Origin of the sequence: Paraburkholderia sp. A1RI_3L, assembly GCF_048957895.1 — a bacterium.
Taxonomy (GTDB): Bacteria; Pseudomonadota; Gammaproteobacteria; order Burkholderiales; family Burkholderiaceae; genus Paraburkholderia; species Paraburkholderia kururiensis.
This window is the reverse complement of sequence record NZ_JARCHA010000017.1, coordinates 15,153-35,407: the sequence shown is the minus strand read 5'-3', so window position 1 is coordinate 35,407 and position 20,255 is coordinate 15,153. Positions and strand designations below refer to the sequence as shown.

At 63.6% G+C, this 20,255-nt stretch carries 20 protein-coding genes; 17 read left to right on the top strand and 3 right to left on the bottom strand.

The genetic code is table 11. The features are described 5' to 3' along the window. Positions 1 to 12: 12 nt before the first annotated feature. Positions 13 to 1,482, top strand: a complete 1,470-nt coding sequence (locus PXJ20_RS29240; protein ID WP_421032333.1) for an efflux transporter outer membrane subunit — start codon at positions 13 to 15, stop codon at positions 1,480 to 1,482. Positions 1,483 to 1,730: 248 nt separating this feature from the next. Here PXJ20_RS29240 and PXJ20_RS29235 read toward each other — a convergent pair whose 3' ends face one another. Together PXJ20_RS29235 and PXJ20_RS29230 are read right to left on the bottom strand one after the other, a co-directional pair. Next, positions 1,731 to 2,513, bottom strand: coding sequence for a GntR family transcriptional regulator (locus tag PXJ20_RS29235; RefSeq protein ID WP_413214840.1), 783 nt, complete (start codon positions 2,511 to 2,513; stop codon positions 1,731 to 1,733). Further along, the gene (locus PXJ20_RS29230; RefSeq protein ID WP_421032668.1) at positions 2,510 to 4,204 is read right to left on the bottom strand and encodes a sigma 54-interacting transcriptional regulator; all 1,695 of its coding nucleotides are present in this window, start codon (positions 4,202 to 4,204) and stop codon (positions 2,510 to 2,512) included. The genes PXJ20_RS29235 and PXJ20_RS29230 overlap by 4 nt, the downstream gene beginning before the upstream one ends. A 299-nt stretch (positions 4,205 to 4,503) precedes the next feature. Between PXJ20_RS29230 and PXJ20_RS29225 the strand changes: the two genes are divergently transcribed. From PXJ20_RS29225 to PXJ20_RS29150, 16 genes are all read left to right on the top strand, one after another. Then, positions 4,504 to 4,761, top strand: a complete 258-nt coding sequence (locus PXJ20_RS29225; protein WP_421032334.1) for a phenol hydroxylase subunit — start codon at positions 4,504 to 4,506, stop codon at positions 4,759 to 4,761. Further along, positions 4,758 to 5,753 carry an aromatic/alkene monooxygenase hydroxylase subunit beta gene (locus tag PXJ20_RS29220; protein ID WP_126878226.1) on the top strand — a complete coding sequence of 332 codons (996 nt, stop codon included), beginning with the start codon at positions 4,758 to 4,760 and terminating at the stop codon, positions 5,751 to 5,753. The genes PXJ20_RS29225 and PXJ20_RS29220 overlap by 4 nt, the downstream gene beginning before the upstream one ends. 63 nt (positions 5,754 to 5,816) lie before the next feature. Further along, positions 5,817 to 6,086, top strand: coding sequence for an MmoB/DmpM family protein (locus tag PXJ20_RS29215; RefSeq protein ID WP_114811563.1), 270 nt, complete (start codon positions 5,817 to 5,819; stop codon positions 6,084 to 6,086). Between the two features lie 37 nt (positions 6,087 to 6,123). Further along, a complete protein-coding gene (locus PXJ20_RS29210; protein ID WP_199541914.1) occupies positions 6,124 to 7,671 on the top strand; it encodes an aromatic/alkene/methane monooxygenase hydroxylase/oxygenase subunit alpha in 1,548 nt (515 codons plus the stop codon). Between the two features lie 16 nt (positions 7,672 to 7,687). Next, entirely contained in the window at positions 7,688 to 8,038 is a 351-nt protein-coding gene (locus tag PXJ20_RS29205; RefSeq protein WP_017775857.1) for a phenol hydroxylase subunit P4, read from the top strand. A gap of 35 nt (positions 8,039 to 8,073) precedes the next feature. Then, the gene (locus PXJ20_RS29200) at positions 8,074 to 9,150 is read left to right on the top strand and encodes an NADH:ubiquinone reductase (Na(+)-transporting) subunit F (RefSeq protein ID WP_421032335.1); all 1,077 of its coding nucleotides are present in this window, start codon (positions 8,074 to 8,076) and stop codon (positions 9,148 to 9,150) included. A 1-nt stretch (position 9,151) separates the two neighbouring features. Continuing rightward, positions 9,152 to 9,508 (top strand): 2Fe-2S iron-sulfur cluster-binding protein, encoded by a 357-nt coding sequence (locus tag PXJ20_RS29195; RefSeq protein WP_421032336.1) that lies wholly within the window; start codon positions 9,152 to 9,154, stop codon positions 9,506 to 9,508. 22 nt (positions 9,509 to 9,530) lie between these two features. Further along, positions 9,531 to 10,475, top strand: a complete 945-nt coding sequence (locus PXJ20_RS29190; RefSeq protein ID WP_017775860.1) for a catechol 2,3-dioxygenase — start codon at positions 9,531 to 9,533, stop codon at positions 10,473 to 10,475. Between the two features lie 91 nt (positions 10,476 to 10,566). Beyond that, complete coding sequence (locus PXJ20_RS29185) at positions 10,567 to 12,084, top strand: 2-hydroxymuconic semialdehyde dehydrogenase (protein ID WP_421032337.1); 1,518 nt, start codon at positions 10,567 to 10,569, stop codon at positions 12,082 to 12,084. Positions 12,085 to 12,121: 37 nt separating this feature from the next. Further along, on the top strand, positions 12,122 to 12,904 hold the full coding sequence (gene dmpE / locus PXJ20_RS29180) for a 2-oxopent-4-enoate hydratase (RefSeq protein ID WP_421032338.1): 783 nt from the start codon (positions 12,122 to 12,124) through the stop codon (positions 12,902 to 12,904). Positions 12,905 to 12,933: 29 nt separating this feature from the next. Further along, positions 12,934 to 13,857, top strand: coding sequence for an acetaldehyde dehydrogenase (acetylating) (locus PXJ20_RS29175; protein WP_421032339.1), 924 nt, complete (start codon positions 12,934 to 12,936; stop codon positions 13,855 to 13,857). 55 nt (positions 13,858 to 13,912) lie between these two features. Next, positions 13,913 to 14,959 (top strand): 4-hydroxy-2-oxovalerate aldolase, encoded by a 1,047-nt coding sequence (gene dmpG / locus PXJ20_RS29170; protein ID WP_042301710.1) that lies wholly within the window; start codon positions 13,913 to 13,915, stop codon positions 14,957 to 14,959. Further along, a complete protein-coding gene (gene dmpH / locus PXJ20_RS29165; RefSeq protein WP_277599780.1) occupies positions 14,956 to 15,744 on the top strand; it encodes a 2-oxo-3-hexenedioate decarboxylase in 789 nt (262 codons plus the stop codon). The genes dmpG and dmpH overlap by 4 nt, the downstream gene beginning before the upstream one ends. Before the next feature lie 13 nt (positions 15,745 to 15,757). After that, complete coding sequence (locus PXJ20_RS29160) at positions 15,758 to 15,949, top strand: 2-hydroxymuconate tautomerase (RefSeq protein ID WP_017775866.1); 192 nt, start codon at positions 15,758 to 15,760, stop codon at positions 15,947 to 15,949. Between the two features lie 56 nt (positions 15,950 to 16,005). After that, positions 16,006 to 16,854 (top strand): alpha/beta fold hydrolase, encoded by an 849-nt coding sequence (locus tag PXJ20_RS29155; protein WP_126878220.1) that lies wholly within the window; start codon positions 16,006 to 16,008, stop codon positions 16,852 to 16,854. Positions 16,855 to 16,930: 76 nt separating this feature from the next. Further along, entirely contained in the window at positions 16,931 to 18,310 is a 1,380-nt protein-coding gene (locus tag PXJ20_RS29150; RefSeq protein WP_421032340.1) for an OmpP1/FadL family transporter, read from the top strand. Positions 18,311 to 18,356: 46 nt separating this feature from the next. On the opposite strand, the gene PXJ20_RS29145 is transcribed toward PXJ20_RS29150, so the two are convergent. Next, complete coding sequence (locus PXJ20_RS29145; RefSeq protein ID WP_421032669.1) at positions 18,357 to 20,102, bottom strand: sigma 54-interacting transcriptional regulator; 1,746 nt, start codon at positions 20,100 to 20,102, stop codon at positions 18,357 to 18,359. Positions 20,103 to 20,255 lie beyond the last annotated feature (153 nt).

The window sequence follows — 20,255 nt, the reverse complement described above, 5'->3', positions numbered from 1 at the left end:
CAGGGGACAACCGTGTACGCATTGAAACGTATCAGCCTGCTGCTGCCGCTCGTGTTGGCCGCCTGCGCGGTGGGGCCCGACTTCCGGCAGCCCGACGCACCGGGCAACGCGGGTTACGCACCGTCGCCATTGCCGCCCATGACCGACGGCGCCGCGCCGCAACGCTTCGTGAGCGGCGGCGACGTATCTGGCGAGTGGTGGACGCTTTTTCAGTCTCACACGCTCGATGCATTGGTTGAGCGCGGCCTGAAGGCGAGCCCGACCGTGGCCGCGGCGCAGGCCGCGCTGACCGCTGCGCAGGAAAACGTGCTCGCGCAACGCGGCTCGCTCTTTCCCGCCATCGGCCTCGATGCATCGGGCAGTCGCAACGAGACTTCCACGGCAAGCCTCGCGCCGGTTGCAGCAAACAATCAGCGCGTCTATTCGCTCTATACGGGCGAACTTACGGTGTCCTATTCGCTGGACGCGTTCGGCTTGAACCGCCGCATGATCGAGTCCGCGGCGGCGCAGGCCGACAACCAGCGCTTCGAACTCGAAGCGGCGCGTGTGACGTTGAGCACGAACATCGTGCTCGGCGCGATCAATCAGGCCGCGCTGCGCGATCAGATCGGCGCGCAGCAGGCGGTGATCGCCGCAGACACTTCGCTCGTCGATATCGTTCAACGCCAGCATGCGGCAGGAGAAGCATCGCAGGCCGACGTGCTGCAGCAGGAGACGGCGTTGGCGCAGGCCCAGGCTGCTTTGCCGCCGCTCCAGAAGCAGTTCGCGTTGCAGCGCGACGCGCTGGTCGCGCTCGTTGGCGGGTATCCGAACGAGGACGTTGCCGCCGGTTTCGAGTTGTCCTCACTGCATTTGCCGGAGGATCTTCCGGTCAGCGTGCCGTCGAAGCTCGTCGAACAGCGGCCCGATATTCTCGCGGCGGCTGCGGCGCTGCATGCGGCGAGCGCGCAGGTGGGCGTGGCGATTGCGAACCGCCTGCCGCAAATTTCGCTGACGGCTGCGCTCGGCACCTCGCCCAACGCCGTGGCCAATGCGTTCACACCGTACAACCAGTTCTTCAACGTGATCGGCAAGGTTGCTCAGCCGCTCTTTCAGGGCGGGGCGCTGCTGCACCGCCAGCGCGCAGCCCAGGCGGCCTTCGTCGAGGCCTCTGCGCAGTATCGGTCCACGGTCATCAACGCGTTTCAGAACGTGGCGGACGTGCTGCAAAGCGTGCAGGCCGATGCCCGCACGTTGCAGGCCGCGCTTGCCGCCGCTGATGCCGCATCGCGCAGTCTCGCGATTGCTCGCGTGCAACTGCAATCCGGGGAGGCGTCGAGTTTGTCGGTGTGGGTTGCGCAACAGGCGAGCGAAGCGACGCGCATGGCCGCCATCCAGGCGCGGGCCGCACGTTTCGCGGATACGGCGGCGCTGTTTCAGGCCGTGGGTGGCGGGTGGTGGAACCAGACGGAGCGAGCGCCCGCGGCGCCGCCGCGTGGGTGATGGCTTATTTGACCGGCGTTTATGACTTTGAGGCGGTATATGAAATCGATTGTTCCTGCTTTACTGATCACGGCCGGCCTGGCCGCCTGTGCATCCTCTCAAGACTCCGCAGCTGCTGCGCATCTGAACGGAACGCGTGTGGTCGATTTCGCCGGCAGTACATGCGGCAACCCGAACATGCACGTGAAGATGCCGGTGTGTCTCTTTCCACGGGTGCGGCCATGACAAACATAAGCGCGTGGGCCGCATCAGAGGTCGAATGGAAGCGTGCCTGCCGGGGCTTTTTTCACGATGTTCAGGGTCGTGCTGATGTGGTCTTCCAGCGCGAGTGCCGCGCGCGCGTCGGCGCGTTGCATGGCCGCTTCGAAAATCCGTAGATGCTCTTCGTGCACGTCGCGATGCGAATCTTCGAGCCCGATGCAGACGCGGCGGTAACGTTCGCCGTGCTGAGACAGGATGCGCAGCACCAGGTAAGTCCATGGCGACGCCGCCGCTGAGATCAGTTCCTCGTGGAAGCGGCGGTTATGGACTTCCCAGGCGGGCCGGTTCTCCACCGAAACGGGTTGCTCGAAACCGGAAAGCAGGTCGAAGCTTTGGCGCACACGCTGCTCCCAGGCGGCGTCGCCGCGGCGTACGGATTCGCGCAATGCGTCTACTTCGATATGGATGCGCAGACGCGTAATGTCTTCGAGATCGGCGAGCGACATCGGCATGACGCGGAATCCGCGCTGGCCTTCGGCCACCACGAGCGCGTCGCTGACGAGCCGCGTGAGCGCTTCGCGCAGCGTGCCGGCGCCCACGCCGTAGACGTCCTTCAGATGCTCCACGCGCAGCTTCGTGCGCGGCGGATAGCGGCCTTCGATAATGTGCTGGCGCAACTGGTGATAAGCCTGCTCGCCCAGGGTACGGGCATGTGCGCCGTTGGCTTCGTCTGCGAGCGTCTGCATGCCGGCCGCGCCGGCATCGGCGGTCGGCATGGCGTCGATCGCGAAAGCGAGGCTGAGCGGATGCACCGGATCGGTTGTATTCACGATTGCTGATTCTCCTTGTCATGATCCCGGCTCAGGCGATAGCTGAGCTGAGGCCGCGTGAGTCCGAGCATGCGCGCGGCGGCGGAAAGATTGCCGTCCGCGCGGTCCACCGCCTCGCGCAGCAACGCACGTTCAAGACCGTCCAGCCCTGCGCCCGAGTTCTGCAACTGTTCGAGCAGCGCCCGGCAGTCTACCGGGAGCGCATGGCCTTCGGTAATGAGCCCGCGCCGGTCCACGGACGCGCCTGCCGGCAGCGTGATGCCTGGGAACAGGTCTCGCGCCTCGATCTCGCGGTTGGGCCTCGACAGAATCACCGCACGCTCCACGAGATTCTCCAGTTCGCGCACGTTGCCAGGCCACGCGTGATTGCGCAGCGCCTCGCAGGCGTGATCGGTCAACTTGGGTGCCGGCTTGCCGTGCAGCCGCGCAAAACGTTCCAGCATGGTTCGTGCCAGTGCTTCGATGTCGCCCTGGCGTTCGCGCAGCGGCGGGATGACGACAGGGTAGACGTTGATGCGGTAGTACAGGTCGGCGCGAAAGCGGCCCTCCTGCACGGCGCGCCCCAGGTCCTGGTTGGTGGCTGCGACGAGGCGCACGTCGATGCGGCGGCCCTGTGTCGAACCCAGGCGTTCGATTTCGCTCTCCTGGATGGCGCGTAGCAGTTTCGCCTGCACGTCCATGGGCAACTCGCCGATTTCGTCGAGAAAGAGCGTGCCGCCTTCGGCGCGCTCGAAGCGGCCGGCGCGCGCGGCCTGAGAACCCGTGTATGCGCCTTTCTCCGCGCCGAACAGTTCGGATTCGATAAGCGCATGCGGAATCGCCGCACAGTTGACGGCGACGAATGGTTTGTCGGCGCGAGGACTCAGGGCATGCAGCGCGCGGGCGAAGCGTTCTTTGCCCACGCCCGTTTCGCCGGTCAGCAGCACAGTCACCTTTGTCGGCGCCGCCGTCTGCAGCAGTTCGTAGGCATGCCGAAACGCTTCGGACTGGCCGGTCAATTCCGTGCGATTCACATCCGGCTCGATCTCGAGCCGCAGCGACTCCACCTCGGTTTGCAGGCTCTGGAGGGTGTTGAGCAGCGACTCGGCCTTGAACCACGACCCAAGCTCTTCGGCGTCGTCCCACTCCTCGAGCGGCTTGCCCTCGATGAGGCAATGTGCGTCGCCCTTGCACGTGCATGCCGTTTCGCGAAACAGGATGGTGCGGCCCATGAACGCGCTCGTGTACCCCGACGCGTAGCCGATCAGCATCCAGCACACGGGCTCCGTTTGCAGGCCGAAGTGTCGCCGGTGGACTTCGGCTTCCCACGAATGCTCCCACCTGAATTCGCCTGCAAAGCGCCCGGTTTCGATATCGACGTCGAAGCGTACCGGCGCGACCTGCGCCGCACCTTCGAGCATGTGGAGTTGCGGGCCGACGGCGAACATGTCGTAGAGCGATGCATTGCCGCGTATTTCGCGCGCAAGCACGGCATCGCGCTCGCCTGCGGCAAACCCGGCGCGCGTGAAATAGCGGCGCGTGGGCGCGGGCCCCACGCTTTCCATCATCTCCTTCCTCAAGGCGCCCAGCGCAGCCGCGTGGATCAGCACCATGCGCTGGTCGCCGAGCCAGATGCGCCCGTCGGCGGCCGAAAAATGGATCAGCCGCCGCAGGTCGGCGTCAGAGGGAAAGGGAGCGGGTTGGGGCGGCATCATGTCTCCTTCGTCGAGATTTTCCTCTTTCCCCACCAGGAGGCAGCGGAAAGGGCGACGATTTCACGATTTCATCAATTGCGCGGAAAGGCCTTCATCAAAACATAAGACGGCCATGCAAATCAATGTCTTGAGTACTGCCGGAAGGCACTTTCCAGGCCGGGTTAACCTTGATTGTGGGGTGTCGGGCGCGATCCGGTCGTCAGTGTTTTCCCTCGATTATCGAGATTTTTGGGTATTCGGGCACTCGCGTGGCATGGAGGCTGCATGAATGGCCGGGCATGAAGGAGACACGCGCCATGACCAGACATCCGGTAGCCGGACCTCCGGCACTCGGGCAGGAAGACAACGACGCATTCGACCCGACGCGCAGGTTCGTCAGGGTCACGGGCATCAACCGGCGGGGATTCGTGGAGTTCGAATTTTCCGTCGGCATACCTGAGCTTTGCGTCGAACTGATGTTGCCGCGCGCCGCGTTCGAAGAGTTCTGCATTGTGCAGAACGTCGTGCGGCTCACGGCAGAAGGCGAACCCATGACCAGCAGGAGCAGGCAGTGACGATCGATCTGAAAACAGTGGATATCAAGCCGCTGCGGCACACGTATGCGCACGTCGCGCAATACATCGGCGGCGACAAGACGGCTTCGCGCTATCAGGAAGGCACCATGGGCGCGCAGCCCGCGGTGAATTTTCATTACCGGCCCACGTGGGACCCGGCGCACGAGCTGTTCGACAGTGCGCGTACCGAGATTCGTATGGAGAACTGGTACGCGTTGAAAGACCCGCGTCAGTTCTACTACGCATCCTGGACGATGACGCGCGCCCGTCAGCAGGACACGATGGAGTCGAACTTCGAATTCGTCGAGTCGCGCGGCATGTTCGACCTCATACCGGAAACCCTCGCTGCGCAGGCGTTGCGTGTGCTCGTGCCTTTGCGTCACGTTGCGTGGGGCGGCAACATGAACAACTCGCAGATCTGCGCCGTGGGCTACGGCACCGCGTTCACCGCGCCGTCCATGTTTCACGCCATGGACAACCTGGGGGTCGCGCAGTATCTGACGCGGCTCGCGCTGTCCATGTCCGGTCCGGAAGTGCTCGACGAGGCAAAAGACGCCTGGATGAACGACCCCGTCTGGCAGACGCTGCGTCGCTACGTCGAAGACACGCTTGTTCTCGCGGACCCGGTGGAGCTTTACGTGGCGCAGAACGTCGCGCTGGACGGCCTGCTGTACCCGCTGGTCTATGACCGATTCATCGACGGACACGTGGCACTTGCCGGCGGCAGCGCGGTGGCCATGCTCACCTCGTTCATGCCGGAGTGGCACGACGAATCCGCACGCTGGATCGACGCGGTGGTGAAGACGATGGCCGCTGAATCGGAAGACAACAAGGCATTGCTGACCCAATGGGTGCGCACCTGGGAAGCGCAGGCCGCCGCAGCGCTGCTGCCGGTTGCAGAACTGGCCTTCCCGGGCAGCGGCCACAGCGCGCTCGACGAGGTGCGCCAGCAACTGCGCACGCGGCTCGCGAAGCTTGGTATCGAGCCTTGACGTTGCCGTGCGACGAACTCGCCGTCAGCCACTCACCGAACGCCCCTAATTCAGGAACATTCCATGTCCAACGTATTCATCGCCTTTCAGGCCAATGAGGAATCCCGACAGATCGTCGAGGCCATCCTTGCGGACAACCCCAGTGCCGTCGCCGTGGAATCTCCCGGCATGGTCAAGATCGATGCGCCCGGGCGCCTCACCATCCGCCGCGAAACCATCGAGAACCTGACCGGCACACGCTTCAACCTGCAGCAGCTGCATGTGAACCTCATCACGTTGTCAGGCCATATCGACGAAGACGACGATGAGTTGACGCTGAGCTGGAAACACTAAACGACAGAGCATCGAATCGAGAGGGAAGGAGACACGAATGGACACGCCCGTACTGAAAAAGAAACTCGGCCTGAAGGACCGCTACGCGGCCATGACCCGCGGCCTTGGCTGGGAAACGTCGTATCAGCCCATGGAGAAGGTGTTCCCGTACGATCAGTACGAGGGCATCAAGATTCACGACTGGGACAAATGGGTGGACCCGTTCCGCCTCACCATGGACGCCTACTGGAAGTACCAGGGCGAGAAGGAAAAGAAGCTGTACGCCGTGATCGACGCGTTCACGCAGAACAACGCCTTTCTGGGCGTAACCGACGCGCGCTACATCAACGCGCTCAAGCTCTTCATTCAGGGCGTGACGCCGCTCGAGTACTACGCGCACCGCGGCTTCGCGCACGTTGGCCGCCATTTCACCGGTGAAGGCGCGCGGGTGGCGTGCCAGATGCAGTCTATCGACGAACTGCGTCACTACCAGACCGAAACGCACGCCATGTCGACGTACAACCGGTTCTTCAACGGCATGCATCACTCGAACCACTGGTTCGATCGCGTCTGGTACCTCTCCGTGCCGAAGTCGTTCTTCGAAGATGCCTGCACGGCCGGGCCGTTCGAGTTCCTCACGGCGGTGAGCTTCTCGTTCGAGTACGTGCTGACCAATCTGCTGTTCGTGCCTTTCATGTCGGGCGCGGCGTACAACGGCGACATGTCCACGGTGACGTTCGGGTTTTCGGCGCAGTCCGACGAGTCGCGCCACATGACGCTTGGCATCGAATGCATCAAGTTCATGCTCGAGCAGGACCCGGGCAACGTGCCCATCGTGCAGCGCTGGATCGACAAATGGTTCTGGCGCGGCTACCGCCTGCTCACGCTGGTCGCAATGATGATGGACTACATGCAGCCCAAGCGCGTCATGAGCTGGAAAGAGGCCTGGGAGATGTACGCCGAGCAGAACGGCGGCGCACTGTTCCGCGACCTCGCGCGCTACGGCATTCGCGAGCCGAAGGGCTGGAAAGACGCCTGCGAAGGCAAAGACCACATCAGCCACCAGGCATGGGCCACGTTTTACAGCTTCGGAGCGGCGGCGCCGTTCCACACGTGGTTGCCGCGCGAAGACGAGATGACGTGGCTTGCCGCGAAGTATCCCGAGAGTTTCGATGCCCTCTACCGGCCGCGCTTCGACCACTGGCGTGAACGCGCGCAGGCCGATGAGCGCTTCTACGTGAAGACGCTGCCCATGCTGTGCCAGACCTGCCAGATTCCGATGCTGTTCACCGAGCCGGGCAACGCAAAGAAGCTTTGCGCGCGCGAGTCCGATTACCTCGGCAACCGCTATCACTTCTGCAGCGACCACTGCAAAGAGATCTTCGATCACGAGCCCGAGAAGTACGTGCAGTCGTGGCTGCCCGTGCATCAGATCTACCAGGGGCATTGCTTCAAGCCCGGCACGGACCCTACGGTGGAGGGCTTCGATCCGCTCGCGGCCGTGCTCGACTACTACGAGGTCAGCGAACACGACAACAAGGACTTCGAAGGTTCGGAAGATCAGAAAAATTTCGCAGCCTGGCGCGGCCAGGCTACGGGCAACTGACCGGCAGGAGGCAGCTATGACCATCGTTGCGCTCAAACCCTATAGCTTTGCCCCGCAGGACACGGTGGAGAAATTCCCGGCGCCGCTGCTGTATGTGGCCTGGGAAGATCACCTCATGTTCCCCGCGCCGTTCTGCCTGCCGGTGCCGCCGCAAACGCCCTTCGGGGCGCTCGCCGCGCAGATTCTGCCGGGCATCTACGGCTACCACCCGGACTTCGCGAAGATCGACTGGAGCCAGGTTCAGTGGTTCAAGTCAGGCAAGCCGTTTCAGCCTGACAGCGCGAAGACGCTGGCGGAAAACGGCATTGGCCACAAGGACCTGATCCGCTTTCGCACGCCCGGATTGACTGGCATTAGCGGCTCGTGAGCGGCCTCACCTGACGTCTTGACGTATTCATCATCATGAGCCATCAACTGACCATCGAGCCTCTTGGCGCCACCATCGAAGTCGAGGAAGGACAGACGATTCTCGACGCCGCGCTGCGCCAGGGAATCTATATCCCGCACGCCTGCGGTCATGGGCTGTGCGGCACGTGCAAGGTCGAGATCCTCGACGGAGAGGCTGATCTGGGCGACGCCAACCCGTTTGCCCTGATGGACTTCGAACGCGAGGAGCGCAAAGCACTGGCCTGTTGTGCCACGCTCACCAGCGACGCCGTGATCGAAGCCGACGTGGAAGAAGATCCGGATGCCGAAGTGATTCCGGTGAAAGACTTCACCGCCGAAGTGTCGCGTATCGTCCAGCTCACGCCGACCATCAAGGCCATTTATCTGCGGCTCGACGATGCGTTCCACTTCCAGGCGGGACAGTACGTGCAGCTCGAGATTCCGGGCCTGCATCAAAGCCGTGCGTTTTCCGTCGCGAATGCCCCGGCCGACGTTGCAGCCACCGGCGAAATCGAACTCAACGTGCGGCAGGTTCCCGGCGGCGTCGGCACGGCTTATCTGCACGAGCAACTGGCGGTGGGCGACCGGGTGACGTTGTCCGGCCCTTACGGCCGCTTCTTCGTCCGCAAGTCGGCACACGTGCCCATGATCTTCATGGCGGGCGGTTCCGGGCTGTCGAGTCCACGCTCGATGATTCTCGATCTGCTGCAAGGCGGAGCGACCGAGCCCATCACGCTGGTCTACGGTCAGCGCAATGCGGCCGAACTGTACTACGACGACGCGTTTCGCGAGCTGGCCCGGCAGTACCCGAACTTCCGCTATGTGCCGGCTTTATCGGAAGGCGGGGCAGGAACGGCGATGCAGGCGCACGGCGCCGTGGCGCATGGCTTCGTCCACGAAGCGGCGAAGGCGCATTTCGACAACAACTTCGCGGGGCACAAGGCGTACCTCTGCGGGCCGCCCGCCATGATCGACGCGTGCATCACGACGCTCATGCAGGGACGGCTCTTCGAAGGCGACATCTACCACGAGAAGTTTATTTCGGCGGCGGATGTGCAGCAGATGCGCAGCCCGCTCTTCAGGAACGTCTGACATGAACGCGAGCGAGCCGAAGGTTGCGATAACCATCGCGCAGACAGGCGAGCATTACCCCTGCGCCGTAGACGAGTCGCTGCTTGCGGGCATGGCGCGCCTGGGGCGCCGGGGCATTCCCGTCGGCTGCCTGAACGGCGGCTGCGGCGTGTGCAAGGTGCGCGTGCTGCACGGCGAAGTGCGCAAGCTGGGCCCCGTCAGCCGGGCGCATGTGAGCGTGGAGGAAGAAGAGGCCGGCTACTCGCTGGCTTGCCGGATCGCCCCGCAAGGGGACGTCGAGCTGGAAGTGGCCGGCAAGATGCAAAAGCCGTTTTTCAGGGGATTCGCCTGCGAGGCATCCCGTAGTGGTACCGACTAGACAGGAACGGAGGAGAGACACCATGGGTGTGATGCGAATCGGCCATGCCAACCTGCGGGTAATGGACATGGATGCGGCGCTCAGGCACTACCAGAACGTGCTGGGCCTGAAAGAGACTTACCGCGATAACGCGGGCAACGTGTACCTGAAGTGTTGGGACGAATGGGACAAGTATTCGCTCATTCTGAGCCCGTCCGATCACGCCGGCTTGAACCACGTAGCCTACAAGGTGGAGAAAGACGCCGATCTGGACGTGTTGAAGGAACGCATCGAGGCCTACGGCATTCGCACGCAGATGCTGCCCGAAGGCACGCTGCCCGCCACGGGCCGCATGCTGCAGTTCAACCTGCCGAGCGGCCACGACCTGCGCCTCTACGCACACAAGGAGCAGGTGGGAACGGACGTCGGATCGCTCAACCCCGATCCGTGGCCTGACGACATCAAGGGCTCCGGCGTTCACTGGCTCGACCACTGTCTGCTCATGTGCGAACTCAACCCGGAAGCGGGCATCAACCGCGTGGCCGAGAACACGCAGTTCATGAAAGAGTGTCTCGACTTCCACCTGGCGGAGCAGGTGATGGTGGGACCGGGCAACAGCATTCAGGCGGCAACGTGGCTGTTCCGCAGCTCGACGCCGCATGACATCGCGTTCGTGGGCGGACCGACGAACGGTCTGCATCACATCGCGTTCTTCCTCGACGACTGGGCCGACGTGTTGAAGTCAGCAGACGTCATGGCGAAAAACAAGGTGAAGATCGACGTAGCCCCCACACGTCACGGCATCACGCGCGGCACGACCATCTACTTCTTCGACCCGAGCGGCAACCGCAACGAGACCTTCGCTGGGCTGGGCTACATGGCGCAGCCGGACCGTCCCGTCACCACGTGGACCGAAGACCACCTTGGCCGCGGCATCTTTTTCCATTCAGGCGAGCTAAACGAGGCCTTCACGAGCGTCTACACCTGAGGGCATCGCGCTGCTGCCGGAACCCGTTGTTTCCGGCAGCAGCCAATCTTCCGGTTTCATGAACGAACACGAACACATTGCATAAACGATCATGCTGACGACAGAACCCAAGGCCGCGTCGCACGGTGCGAGCGCAGCCACCGCCGATGGCGGCATCCCACTGATCCGAAACTTCATCGACGGCGAGTATCTGGACGGTACGCGCTGGTTCGACAAGCGGTCGCCGCTCAATCACGCCGTGATCGCCCGCGTGGCGGAAGCGGGCCGCGAGCAGGTGGATGCCGCGGTGCAGGCCGCACGCGCGGCCTTGCACGGGCCGTGGGGCACGATGACCGTAAGTGAACGCGTAGACGTGCTCTACGCGCTGGCCGACGGCATCAACCGCCGCTTCGACGACTTTCTCGCCGCGGAAGTGGCCGACACCGGCAAGCCGATGAGCCTTGCGCGGCACATCGATATTCCGCGCGGTGCGGCCAACTTCAGGGTCTTCGCCGACGTGGTGAAGAACGTGCCCACAGAGTTCTTCGAAATGTCCACGCCGGACGGCGCGGGCGCAATCAACTACGCCATGCGCCGCCCCGTTGGCGTGGTGGGTGTGATCTGCCCGTGGAATCTGCCGCTGTTGCTCATGACGTGGAAGGTGGGGCCCGCGCTCGCCTGCGGCAACACCGTGGTAGTGAAGCCTTCAGAGGAAACGCCGCAAACGGCCGCGTTGCTCGGCGAAGTCATGAATGCCGCCGGTGTGCCGCGTGGGGTCTATAACGTCGTGCACGGTTTCGGTCCCGGGTCGGCAGGCGAGTTTCTGACCACGCATCCGGGCGTCAACGCCATCACCTTTACCGGCGAGACGCGCACGGGCGCGGCCATCATGAAGGCCGCTGCGGACGGTGCACGGCCGGTGAGCCTCGAGATGGGCGGCAAGAACGCCGCCATCGTGTTCGCCGACTGCGATTTCGATGCGGCCGTGGAAGGCACGTTGCGTTCGTGCTTCGCGAACGCCGGGCAGGTGTGTCTTGGCACCGAACGCGTTTATGTGGAGCGGCCCATCTTCGAGAAGTTCGTGGCGGCCCTCAAGGCCGGTGCCGAAGCGCTGCGCATCGGCTTGCCCGACGACCCGGCGACGGGCCTCGGCCCGCTCATCAGCGAAGAGCATCGCCGCAAGGTGCTGTCGTACTACGCGAAGGCCGCCGAGCTGGGCGCGACCGTCGTGACGGGCGGCGGCGTACCCGACATGCCAGGCAACCTGAAAGAGGGAGCCTGGGTGCAGCCCACGCTCTGGACCGGTCTGGGCGACGATTCGCCCATCGCCCGCGAAGAAATCTTCGGCCCGTGTGCGCTCATCATGCCGTTCGATTCCGAACAGGAAGTGATTCGGCGTGCCAACGACAATCCGTATGGGCTTGCCACGGCGATATGGACCACGCACCTTTCGCGCGCGCATCGCGTGGCGGCTTCCATCGAGGTCGGCATCGCGTGGGTCAACTCATGGTTCCTGCGCGACTTGCGCACACCGTTCGGCGGCGCGAAGCAGTCGGGCATCGGCCGGGAAGGCGGTGTGCATTCGCTTGAGTTCTATACGGAGCTCAAAAACGTGTGCGTCAAGCTGTGACGCACGCAATTTGATCAACCTGCCACCAGGAAGATTCATGGAATCCACGTTGATTGCCGAGCTTGGCGACAGGCTCTACGGTGCGTTGAACGCGCGCGAAACGGTTGCGCCGCTGACCGATAGTTATCCCGACATGTCCATCGACGACGCCTATCACGTCCAGCAGCGCATGGTGCAGCGCCGGCTGGACGCCGGGGAAACGGTCGTAGGCAAGAAGATCGGTGTGACGTCGAAGGCGGTCATGGACATGCTCGGCGTCTATCAGCCCGACTTCGGTTATCTGCTCTCGGGCATGGTGTATGGCGAGGGCGAGAGCATTGCCGTGAGCACGCTGATCCAGCCCAAGGCCGAAGGCGAGATTGCCTTCGTGTTGAAGAAAGACTTGCTTGGCCCCGGCATCACCAACGCGATGGTGCTGGCCGCAACCGAATGCGTGATGCCGTGTTTCGAGATAGTCGATTCACGCATTCGCGACTGGAAGATCCGCATTCAGGACACCGTAGCGGATAACGCATCGTGCGGTGTGTTCGTGCTCGGCGATCGCGCGGTCTCCGCACGTGCCGTGGATCTCTCGACCTGCGGCATGGTGCTGGAAAAGAACGGCGAGGTGATCGGCACCGGCGCAGGCGCGGCGGCGCTCGGCTCGCCCGTCAACGCCGTCGCCTGGCTCGCCAACACGCTCGGGCGCCTCGGCATTCCGCTCAAGGCGGGCGAAGTTGTGCTCTCCGGCGCGCTAGCCGCCATGGCGCCCGTCAAGGCCGGCGACAACTTCCGCCTTTCGCTTGGCGGCATCGGCGCGTGCTCGGTGCGCTTCGGCTGAACCTCATCGTCATTCAAAGGACATTTCCCATGACACAGAAAATCCGTTGCGCGTTGATTGGCCCGGGCAACATCGGTACGGACCTGCTCGCGAAACTGCAGCGCAGCCCGGTGCTGGAGCCCGTCTGGATGGTGGGCATCGACCCCGACTCCGACGGCCTCAAGCGGGCCCGAGAACTGGGCATCAAGACCACGGCAGAGGGCGTGGACGGGCTGCTGCCGCACGTGAAGGCCGACAACGTACAGATCGCCTTCGACGCCACGAGCGCCTACGTGCACGCCGAAAACAGCCGCAAGCTCAACGAACTCGGCGTGATGATGATCGACCTCACGCCGGCGGCTATTGGTCCGTATTGCGTGCCGCCCGTCAATCTCAAGGAGCACATCGGCAAACGCGAGATGAACGTCAACATGGTGACGTGCGGCGGCCAGGCCACCATTCCGATGGTGTATGCCGTCTCGCGCGTGCAGCCGGTGGATTACGCGGAGATCATCGCGACCGTGTCGTCGCGCTCGGCCGGGCCGGGCACGCGCAAGAACATCGACGAGTTCACGCGCACCACGGCAGCGGCGGTAGCGCGTGTGGGCGGTGCAAGGCAGGGCAAAGCGATCATCGTCATCAATCCGGCCGATCCGCCGCTCATCATGCGCGACACCGTGCACTGCCTGACGGCGGACGCGCCCGACGAAGCGCGCATCACCGACTCCATTCTCGCGATGATCGAAGAGGTGCAGCGCTACGTGCCCGGCTACCGGCTCGTGAACGGGCCCGTGTTCGACGGCCGGCGCGTGTCCGTCTATCTGGAGGTGGCAGGACTTGGCGACTACCTGCCGCGCTACGCGGGCAATCTCGACATCATGACCGCCGCGGCTGCGCGCACGGCCGAGATGTTCGCCGAAGAACTGATTGCAGGGCGCATCACCCTTGCGCCCGTGGAAAGCGCGGCTGCCTGATCCCCGCCATTCACGGTCCGCACGCATTCGAACATCGCTGAATAAAGGAAACGCCATGAATCTCAAAGGCAAGCGCATTACCGTGCACGACATGACGCTGCGCGACGGTATGCACCCGAAGCGCCATCAAATGACGCTCGACCAGATGCGCAGCATCGCCCAGGGTCTGGACGACGCCGGCGTGCCGCTCATCGAAGTCACGCACGGCGACGGCCTGGGCGGGTCGTCGGTGAACTACGGCTTCCCCGCTCACACGGACGAGGAATATCTCGGCGCCGTGATTCCGCTGCTCAAGCGCGCGAAGGTCTCGGCACTGCTGCTGCCGGGCATCGGCACCGTCGATCATCTGAAGATGGCGCACGGACTCGGCGTGCACACCATTCGCGTGGCAACGCACTGCACCGAAGCCGATGTGTCGGAGCAGCACATCACGCTCGCCCGCAAGCTGGACATGGACACCGTGGGCTTCCTGATGATGAGTCACATGAACAGTCCCGAAGGCCTCGTGAAGCAGGCGAAGCTGATGGAAGGGTATGGCGCGAACTGCATCTACATCACGGACTCGGCGGGCTACATGCTGCCCGAAGACGTCAAGGTGCGTCTCACCGCCGTGCGCGATGCGTTGAAGCCCGAAACGGAGCTGGGCTTTCACGGCCATCACAACCTCGCGATGGGCGTGGCGAATTCGCTTGCTGCAATCGAATGCGGCGCAAGCCGTATCGACGGTGCCGCCGCAGGGCTCGGCGCGGGCGCGGGCAATACGCCGCTCGAAGTGTTCGTCGCCGTGTGCGACCGCATGGGCATCGAAACCGGCGTGGACGTCTGGAAGATTCAGGACGTGGCCGAAGATCTCGTGGTGCCCATGATGGATTTCCCCATTCGCATCGACCGCGATTCGCTCACGCTCGGCTACGCCGGCGTGTACGGCTCGTTCCTGCTGTTCGCCAAACGCGCGGGCGAGAAGTACGGCATCCCGGCGCGCGATATTCTCGTCGAACTGGGCCGACGCGGCATGGTGGGCGGCCAGGAAGACATGATCGAAGACACCGCGCTCACGCTGAAGAAAGCGCGCGAACAGGCCGCCCGCAAGGAAGCCGCATGAACCTGCCCATCGACACCATTCAATCGCTCGCGGCGCACCTCGACGAGTGCGCCCTTCATGCGCGCGACACCGTGAAGATCACGGACACCTGGCCCACCATGGACTGGGACGACGCCTACGCCGTGCAGGACGTCATGCGGCAACGGCACATGGCGCGCGGCGCACGGCTCGTGGGTTACAAGGCCGGCCTGACCTCGCACGCGAAGATGCGCCAGATGGGCGTAGAAACGCCCGTGTTCGGCTATCTCATGGACACGTTCGCCATTGAAGACGGCGGTGTCTGCCGCGCAAGCGAACTCATTCACCCGAAGGTGGAGCCGGAAATCGCCTTCGTTACGCGCGCGGAACTGAAAGGGCCGGGCTGCCACATCGGCAACGTACTGGCAGCAACGGACTTCGTTCTGCCTGGCATCGAAGTGATCGACAGCCGTTACCGCGACTTCAAGTTCGACCTGAAGAGCGTGGTGGCCGACAACACGTCGGCCGCGCGCTTTGTCGTGGGCGGCCAGCCGCTTGCGGTGGAAGGCGTGGACTTGCGCACCATCGGCATCGTCATGGAAAAGAACGGGCAGCCGGTTTCGTTCGGCGCGGGCGCTGCCGTGCTCGGGCATCCGGCCGCGGCCATAGCCATGCTCGCTAACCATCTCGGGGCTCGCGGCGAATCGATTCCCGCGGGCAGCCTGATTCTTTCCGGCGGCATCACGGAAGCAGTGGCCGTGGAAGCCGGCGACAACATCACATTGCGCGTCCAGGGGATGGGTTCCACCGGACTGCGCTTCATCTGACAAGGAGGCCATCGTGCCAATTGCCCAGCTTTATATCCTGGAAGGCCGCGACGAAGAGAAGAAGGAGCGGCTGATCGCCGAGGTCAGCGAAGCGATTCATCGCGCCATCGATGCGCCGCTCGAATCGGTGCGCGTCATCATCGTCGAAATGCCGAAGGAGCACTTCGGCATTGGCGGGCAGAGCGCGAAAAAGCGCGGACGCTGATCACGAGGCGCCGCGTTGCGTGCGGCGCCCATCCCTCCCTCTTGCCGGACTCCTCCATGCAGACCCAACCTCAAGCTGCAAAGAGCATTGTTGCCAACGGCATACGCACCCATTACCACGATATGGGCGAAGGGCCCGTGGTCCTGCTGATTCACGGCTCGGGGCCCGGCGTCACGGCCTTGGCGAACTGGCGGCTCACCATGCCGGCGCTGGCGAAGCGGTTTCGTGTGATCGCCCCCGACATGGTGGGATTCGGCGACACAGAACGCCCGGCGGGCTACCGCTACTCGATGGAAAACTGGGTAGCACACCTGATCGGGCTGCTCGACGCATTGGGCGTGGAGCGCGCGCACGTGGTGGGCAACTCGTTCGGCGGCGCACTCGCGCTCGCCCTGACTGTCGAGGCACCCCAGCGCGTAGGCCGGCTCGTGCTGATGGGAAGCGCAGGCACGCCGTTTCGCATCACGGAGGGGCTGGATGCCGTGTGGGGCTATACGCCCTCGATTGAAAACATGCGCGCGCTACTCGACGTCTTCGCCTATGACCGGTCGCTCGTGAACGACGACCTGGCGAAGTTGCGCTACGAAGCGAGCGTGCAGCCGGGTTATCAGGAGTCGTTCGCCAACATGTTCCCGGCGCCGCGCCAGCGGTGGGTGGATGCGCTCGCAAGCCCGGAGCAGGCAATTCGCGCCATTTCGCACGAAACGCTGATCGTTCACGGCCGCGAAGACAAGGTCATTCCGCTCACTTCTTCGCTGCGGCTCGCGGAGCTGATTCCCCGTGCGCAGCTTCACGTGTTCGGCCAATGCGGTCACTGGACGCAGATCGAGCACGCCGCACGCTTCAACCGCCTCGTGACGGACCATTTCAGCGAAGCGAGCGCATCGCCTTCGGAGGCCGCGTAGTCGACAGCCCGGAGCACAGTGGTGAGTAGCATCCGTAGTATTACGTATTACTAAATATAGACATAAGGAGACAGATGTGAAAGGCAATGGCATCCGTGTAGCGGTCGCGCTATGCATGGCGGTGTGGGCGGGCCGTTCGATGGCGACGGACGTATTCAATCTCGAAGGCTTCGGTCCTGTCTCGCGCGCCATGGGCGGAAGCGGCGTGGCGTACAACGTGGGTCCGGCCGCGATGATGCTGAACCCGGCCACGCTCGGCCTGATGAGCGACGGGCGATATGTCGATCTGGGCCTCGACATCGTCACGACCGACATCAAGGCCACTAATGCGGCCACCGGCGAAACAGCGACGTCGGGCAATCACGGCAATAACAACGGCCCGTATTTCGCGCCCGAGACGGCGTTCGTCTACCGCCACGGTCGCTATGCATTCGGCGTAGGCGCGTTTGCGGAAGGCGGGCTGGGCACCCAGTTCGGCGGCAGCAGTTTTCTGTCACGCACCACCACCAACGGCATCGATACCGGCTTCGACAATTTCTCGCGGCTGCTCGTATTGCGCATTCCGTTTGCCCTCTCGTATGACGTGACGGACAAACTGACGGTGGGCGGTTCGCTGGACGCGGTCTGGACCTCGCTGAACCTCGGTATGTTGCTGGACGCCTCGCAGATCGGCACGCTCGCGGCGCAGCGCCGTGCCTCGGGCACGCTGCTTCCCACACTGGCCAGCGTGCCCGGACTCTCGGGCGGCTACATTAATTTCTCGCACAACGGCATAGTGGGGGGCGGCGCCGACGCCTGGGGAATAGGCGGCAAGCTGGGCCTCACGTATCGGCTCACGCCGGACACCGTGCTGGGCATGGCATACAACTTCAAGACGCACGTGGGTGATCTGGGCGGCCATGCAACGTTGTCCGCCGTGAGTTCCGTTGCCGGGAATATTCCGCTCTCGGGCGAAGTAACGGTCCACAACTTCGAGATGCCGGCGCAGTTCACGGCGGGGATCAGCCACCGCTTCAACGAGCACTGGAGCGTTTCGGCCGACTACCAGCGCGTGTTCCTCGCCAGTGTGATGAAGGACATCAACGTGACCTTCGTGCAGTCGGGCACCGGGGCGAACCTCAATCTGTCGTTGCCGCAGAATTACCGCGACATCAACGTGTTCGCGATTGGCGCGGAATACCGCTACAACGCGAGCCTCGCGTTCCGCGCGGGCTTCCACTACGCGCAGGAGGCCATTCCGAACAACACGCTGTTCGCGGTCATACCGGCCATTCCCACCACGAGCGTGACGGGCGGCGTCTCGTATGCGTTCGGCAAGAACGATCAGGTGGATTTCGCGCTGTCGTATGCGTTGCAGAAGACCTTGACGAATGCGAGCCAGCCGAACACATCCGTGCCGATCAAGGTGACTCACTCGCAGCTCAACGCGGCAATGGCCTGGCAAAAGCGGTTCTGAAGCACAGCGCCGCCTCGCTCTACATGAGGCGGCGCCGTGCGCGATATCAGGCGCGGTCCACGGGAATGCCGTATTTGCGCAGGCGATAGGCGAGTTTCGGGCGGCTGATGCCGAGCACGCGCGCCGCAAGCGAAAGATTGCCGTTCGCCTCCGCCACGGCCGCGCGCAGCATGGCGGCCTCCGTTTCGGGCAGTCCCGGACGGCTTGCGCCGGCCAGCGCGGGCGGCACAGCCTCGACCGGTTCGTTCAGAAGACCGATGTTGCCGCTGCGCTTGAGAATGAACGACGAGACGTCGATCTCCTCGCCCGTCGTGAAGAGATGGCACAGGTCGAGCGCGCCACCGTCTTCGGCCAGAATCACGGCGCGCTCGATCATGTTTTCGAGTTCGCGCACGTTGCCTGGCCAGTCGTAGTTGAAGAGGGCATCGACCGCGCGTTCGCGGAACCCCGTGATGTGCTTGTCGTGCTTCTTGGCAAGGCGCTGAAGAAACCAGTTCATCATCAACGGAATGTCGTCGCGGCGGTCGCGCAGCGGCGGAACGTGAATCGGAAACACGTTCAGGCGGAAGAACAGGTCTTCGCGAAAGAGCCCGGCTTTCACGGCTTCCCGCAGATTGACGTTGGTTGCCGCCACCACTCTCACATCGATCTTGCGCGTGCGCGTGTCACCCACGCGCTCCAGTTCACCTTGCTGGAGGGCGCGCAGCAGCTTGCCTTGTGCCGTGTAACTGAGCGTGCCGATTTCGTCGAGAAAGAGCGTGCCGCCGTTGGCCCGTTCGAAGCGGCCAGCGCGTGACGAGGTTGCCCCGGTATAGCCGCCGCGCTCCACGCCGAAGAGTTCGGACTCCATGAGATGTTCGGGAATGGAGGCACAGTTCACGGCCACGAACGGCCCGTCGGCGCGCTTGCTGAGGTTGTGCAGGTTGTTGGCGAACACCTCCTTGCCGACGCCGCTTTCGCCGAGAAAGAGCACGGTGGCTTCCGTGGGCGCCACCTTGTTGACCATGTGGCACACCGTGTTGAAGCCGGCGGAAATGCCGACCACGCCGACGCTGTGTTCGGGCGCATCGGCAATGCGTTCGGCAACGCGATTGGCGGTGGGCTGGGCAGCTTGCGGTTCCAGCGACCATTTCGCGAAGTCGCCGATCTGCAGGAAGCGCAGATCGTCCTGCGGGTCTTCCCAGTCTTCCACCGGCTTGCCCACCACGCGACATTTTGCGTGCCCCATGCCGCGGCATTCGATTTCGCGCCACAGAATAGGGCGCCCCATGAAGGCGCTCGTATAGCCGCAGGCGTAGCCGGTCAACATCCAGCAGACCGCTTCATTGCCGATGCCGTAACTTGCGATGTGCGTTTCAGCCTCGGCACAATCGATCAGATAGAAGTCGCCGAAGTAGTGCCCGCGTCCCACGTCGATATCGAGCGCGATGGGCTCGCAATGCACGATGCCTTCGAGCGAGACCAGTTGCGGGCCGGCGAGAAAATCGTCGTAGCTGTTCGACCCCGCGCGAACCTTGCGCGTCATCGCGGCGTCGCGTGTGCCCGCCTGATAGCCGATGCGGGTTACGAGACCGCGTGCGGTTTCCTTGCCGAGGCTCTCGATCAATTCCTGGCGCAGCGCCCCGAGCGAACTGATGTGCATGAGCATCATGCGCTGGTCGTCCAGCCAGATGCGGCCTTGCTGAGGCGCGAAACGCAGGCGTTTCGCGAGATCGTGAATAGCCGGAACGCGGACCTCTTTCGACCGCTTTCCGTCTGGTTTGCCGTTCGCGAAATGAGCGGACGGGTCCATTGGCGAGGCGGTATGACCGGCCCCGTGCGTGTGGCGTTTCGGCATGCTGGCTCGCTCGCTTCCGGATGGGCGTTCGATGCCGTGAAGCGTGGGCGGGCGATCGTCCGATCGCCCGCAGGCCGCGCCGGAAGCTGGGAATCGTGATGGGTGTGC

Bases quoted from the DNA above. Each gene is read 5' to 3' on its own strand.
- PXJ20_RS29230 (WP_421032668.1), bottom strand. From the start codon at position 4,204: ATGCCGCCCCAACCCGCTCCCTTTCCCTCTGACGCCGACCTGCGGCGG.
- PXJ20_RS29225 (WP_421032334.1), top strand. From the start codon at position 4,504: ATGACCAGACATCCGGTAGCCGGACCTCCGGCACTCGGGCAGGAAGAC.
- PXJ20_RS29215 (WP_114811563.1), top strand. From the start codon at position 5,817: ATGTCCAACGTATTCATCGCCTTTCAGGCCAATGAGGAATCCCGACAG.
- PXJ20_RS29210 (WP_199541914.1), top strand. From the start codon at position 6,124: ATGGACACGCCCGTACTGAAAAAGAAACTCGGCCTGAAGGACCGCTAC.
- PXJ20_RS29205 (WP_017775857.1), top strand. From the start codon at position 7,688: ATGACCATCGTTGCGCTCAAACCCTATAGCTTTGCCCCGCAGGACACG.
- PXJ20_RS29200 (WP_421032335.1), top strand. From the start codon at position 8,074: ATGAGCCATCAACTGACCATCGAGCCTCTTGGCGCCACCATCGAAGTC.
- PXJ20_RS29195 (WP_421032336.1), top strand. From the start codon at position 9,152: ATGAACGCGAGCGAGCCGAAGGTTGCGATAACCATCGCGCAGACAGGC.
- PXJ20_RS29190 (WP_017775860.1), top strand. From the start codon at position 9,531: ATGGGTGTGATGCGAATCGGCCATGCCAACCTGCGGGTAATGGACATG.
- PXJ20_RS29185 (WP_421032337.1), top strand. From the start codon at position 10,567: ATGCTGACGACAGAACCCAAGGCCGCGTCGCACGGTGCGAGCGCAGCC.
- dmpE (WP_421032338.1), top strand. From the start codon at position 12,122: ATGGAATCCACGTTGATTGCCGAGCTTGGCGACAGGCTCTACGGTGCG.
- PXJ20_RS29175 (WP_421032339.1), top strand. From the start codon at position 12,934: ATGACACAGAAAATCCGTTGCGCGTTGATTGGCCCGGGCAACATCGGT.
- dmpG (WP_042301710.1), top strand. From the start codon at position 13,913: ATGAATCTCAAAGGCAAGCGCATTACCGTGCACGACATGACGCTGCGC.
- dmpH (WP_277599780.1), top strand. From the start codon at position 14,956: ATGAACCTGCCCATCGACACCATTCAATCGCTCGCGGCGCACCTCGAC.
- PXJ20_RS29155 (WP_126878220.1), top strand. From the start codon at position 16,006: ATGCAGACCCAACCTCAAGCTGCAAAGAGCATTGTTGCCAACGGCATA.
- PXJ20_RS29145 (WP_421032669.1), bottom strand. From the start codon at position 20,102: ATGGACCCGTCCGCTCATTTCGCGAACGGCAAACCAGACGGAAAGCGG.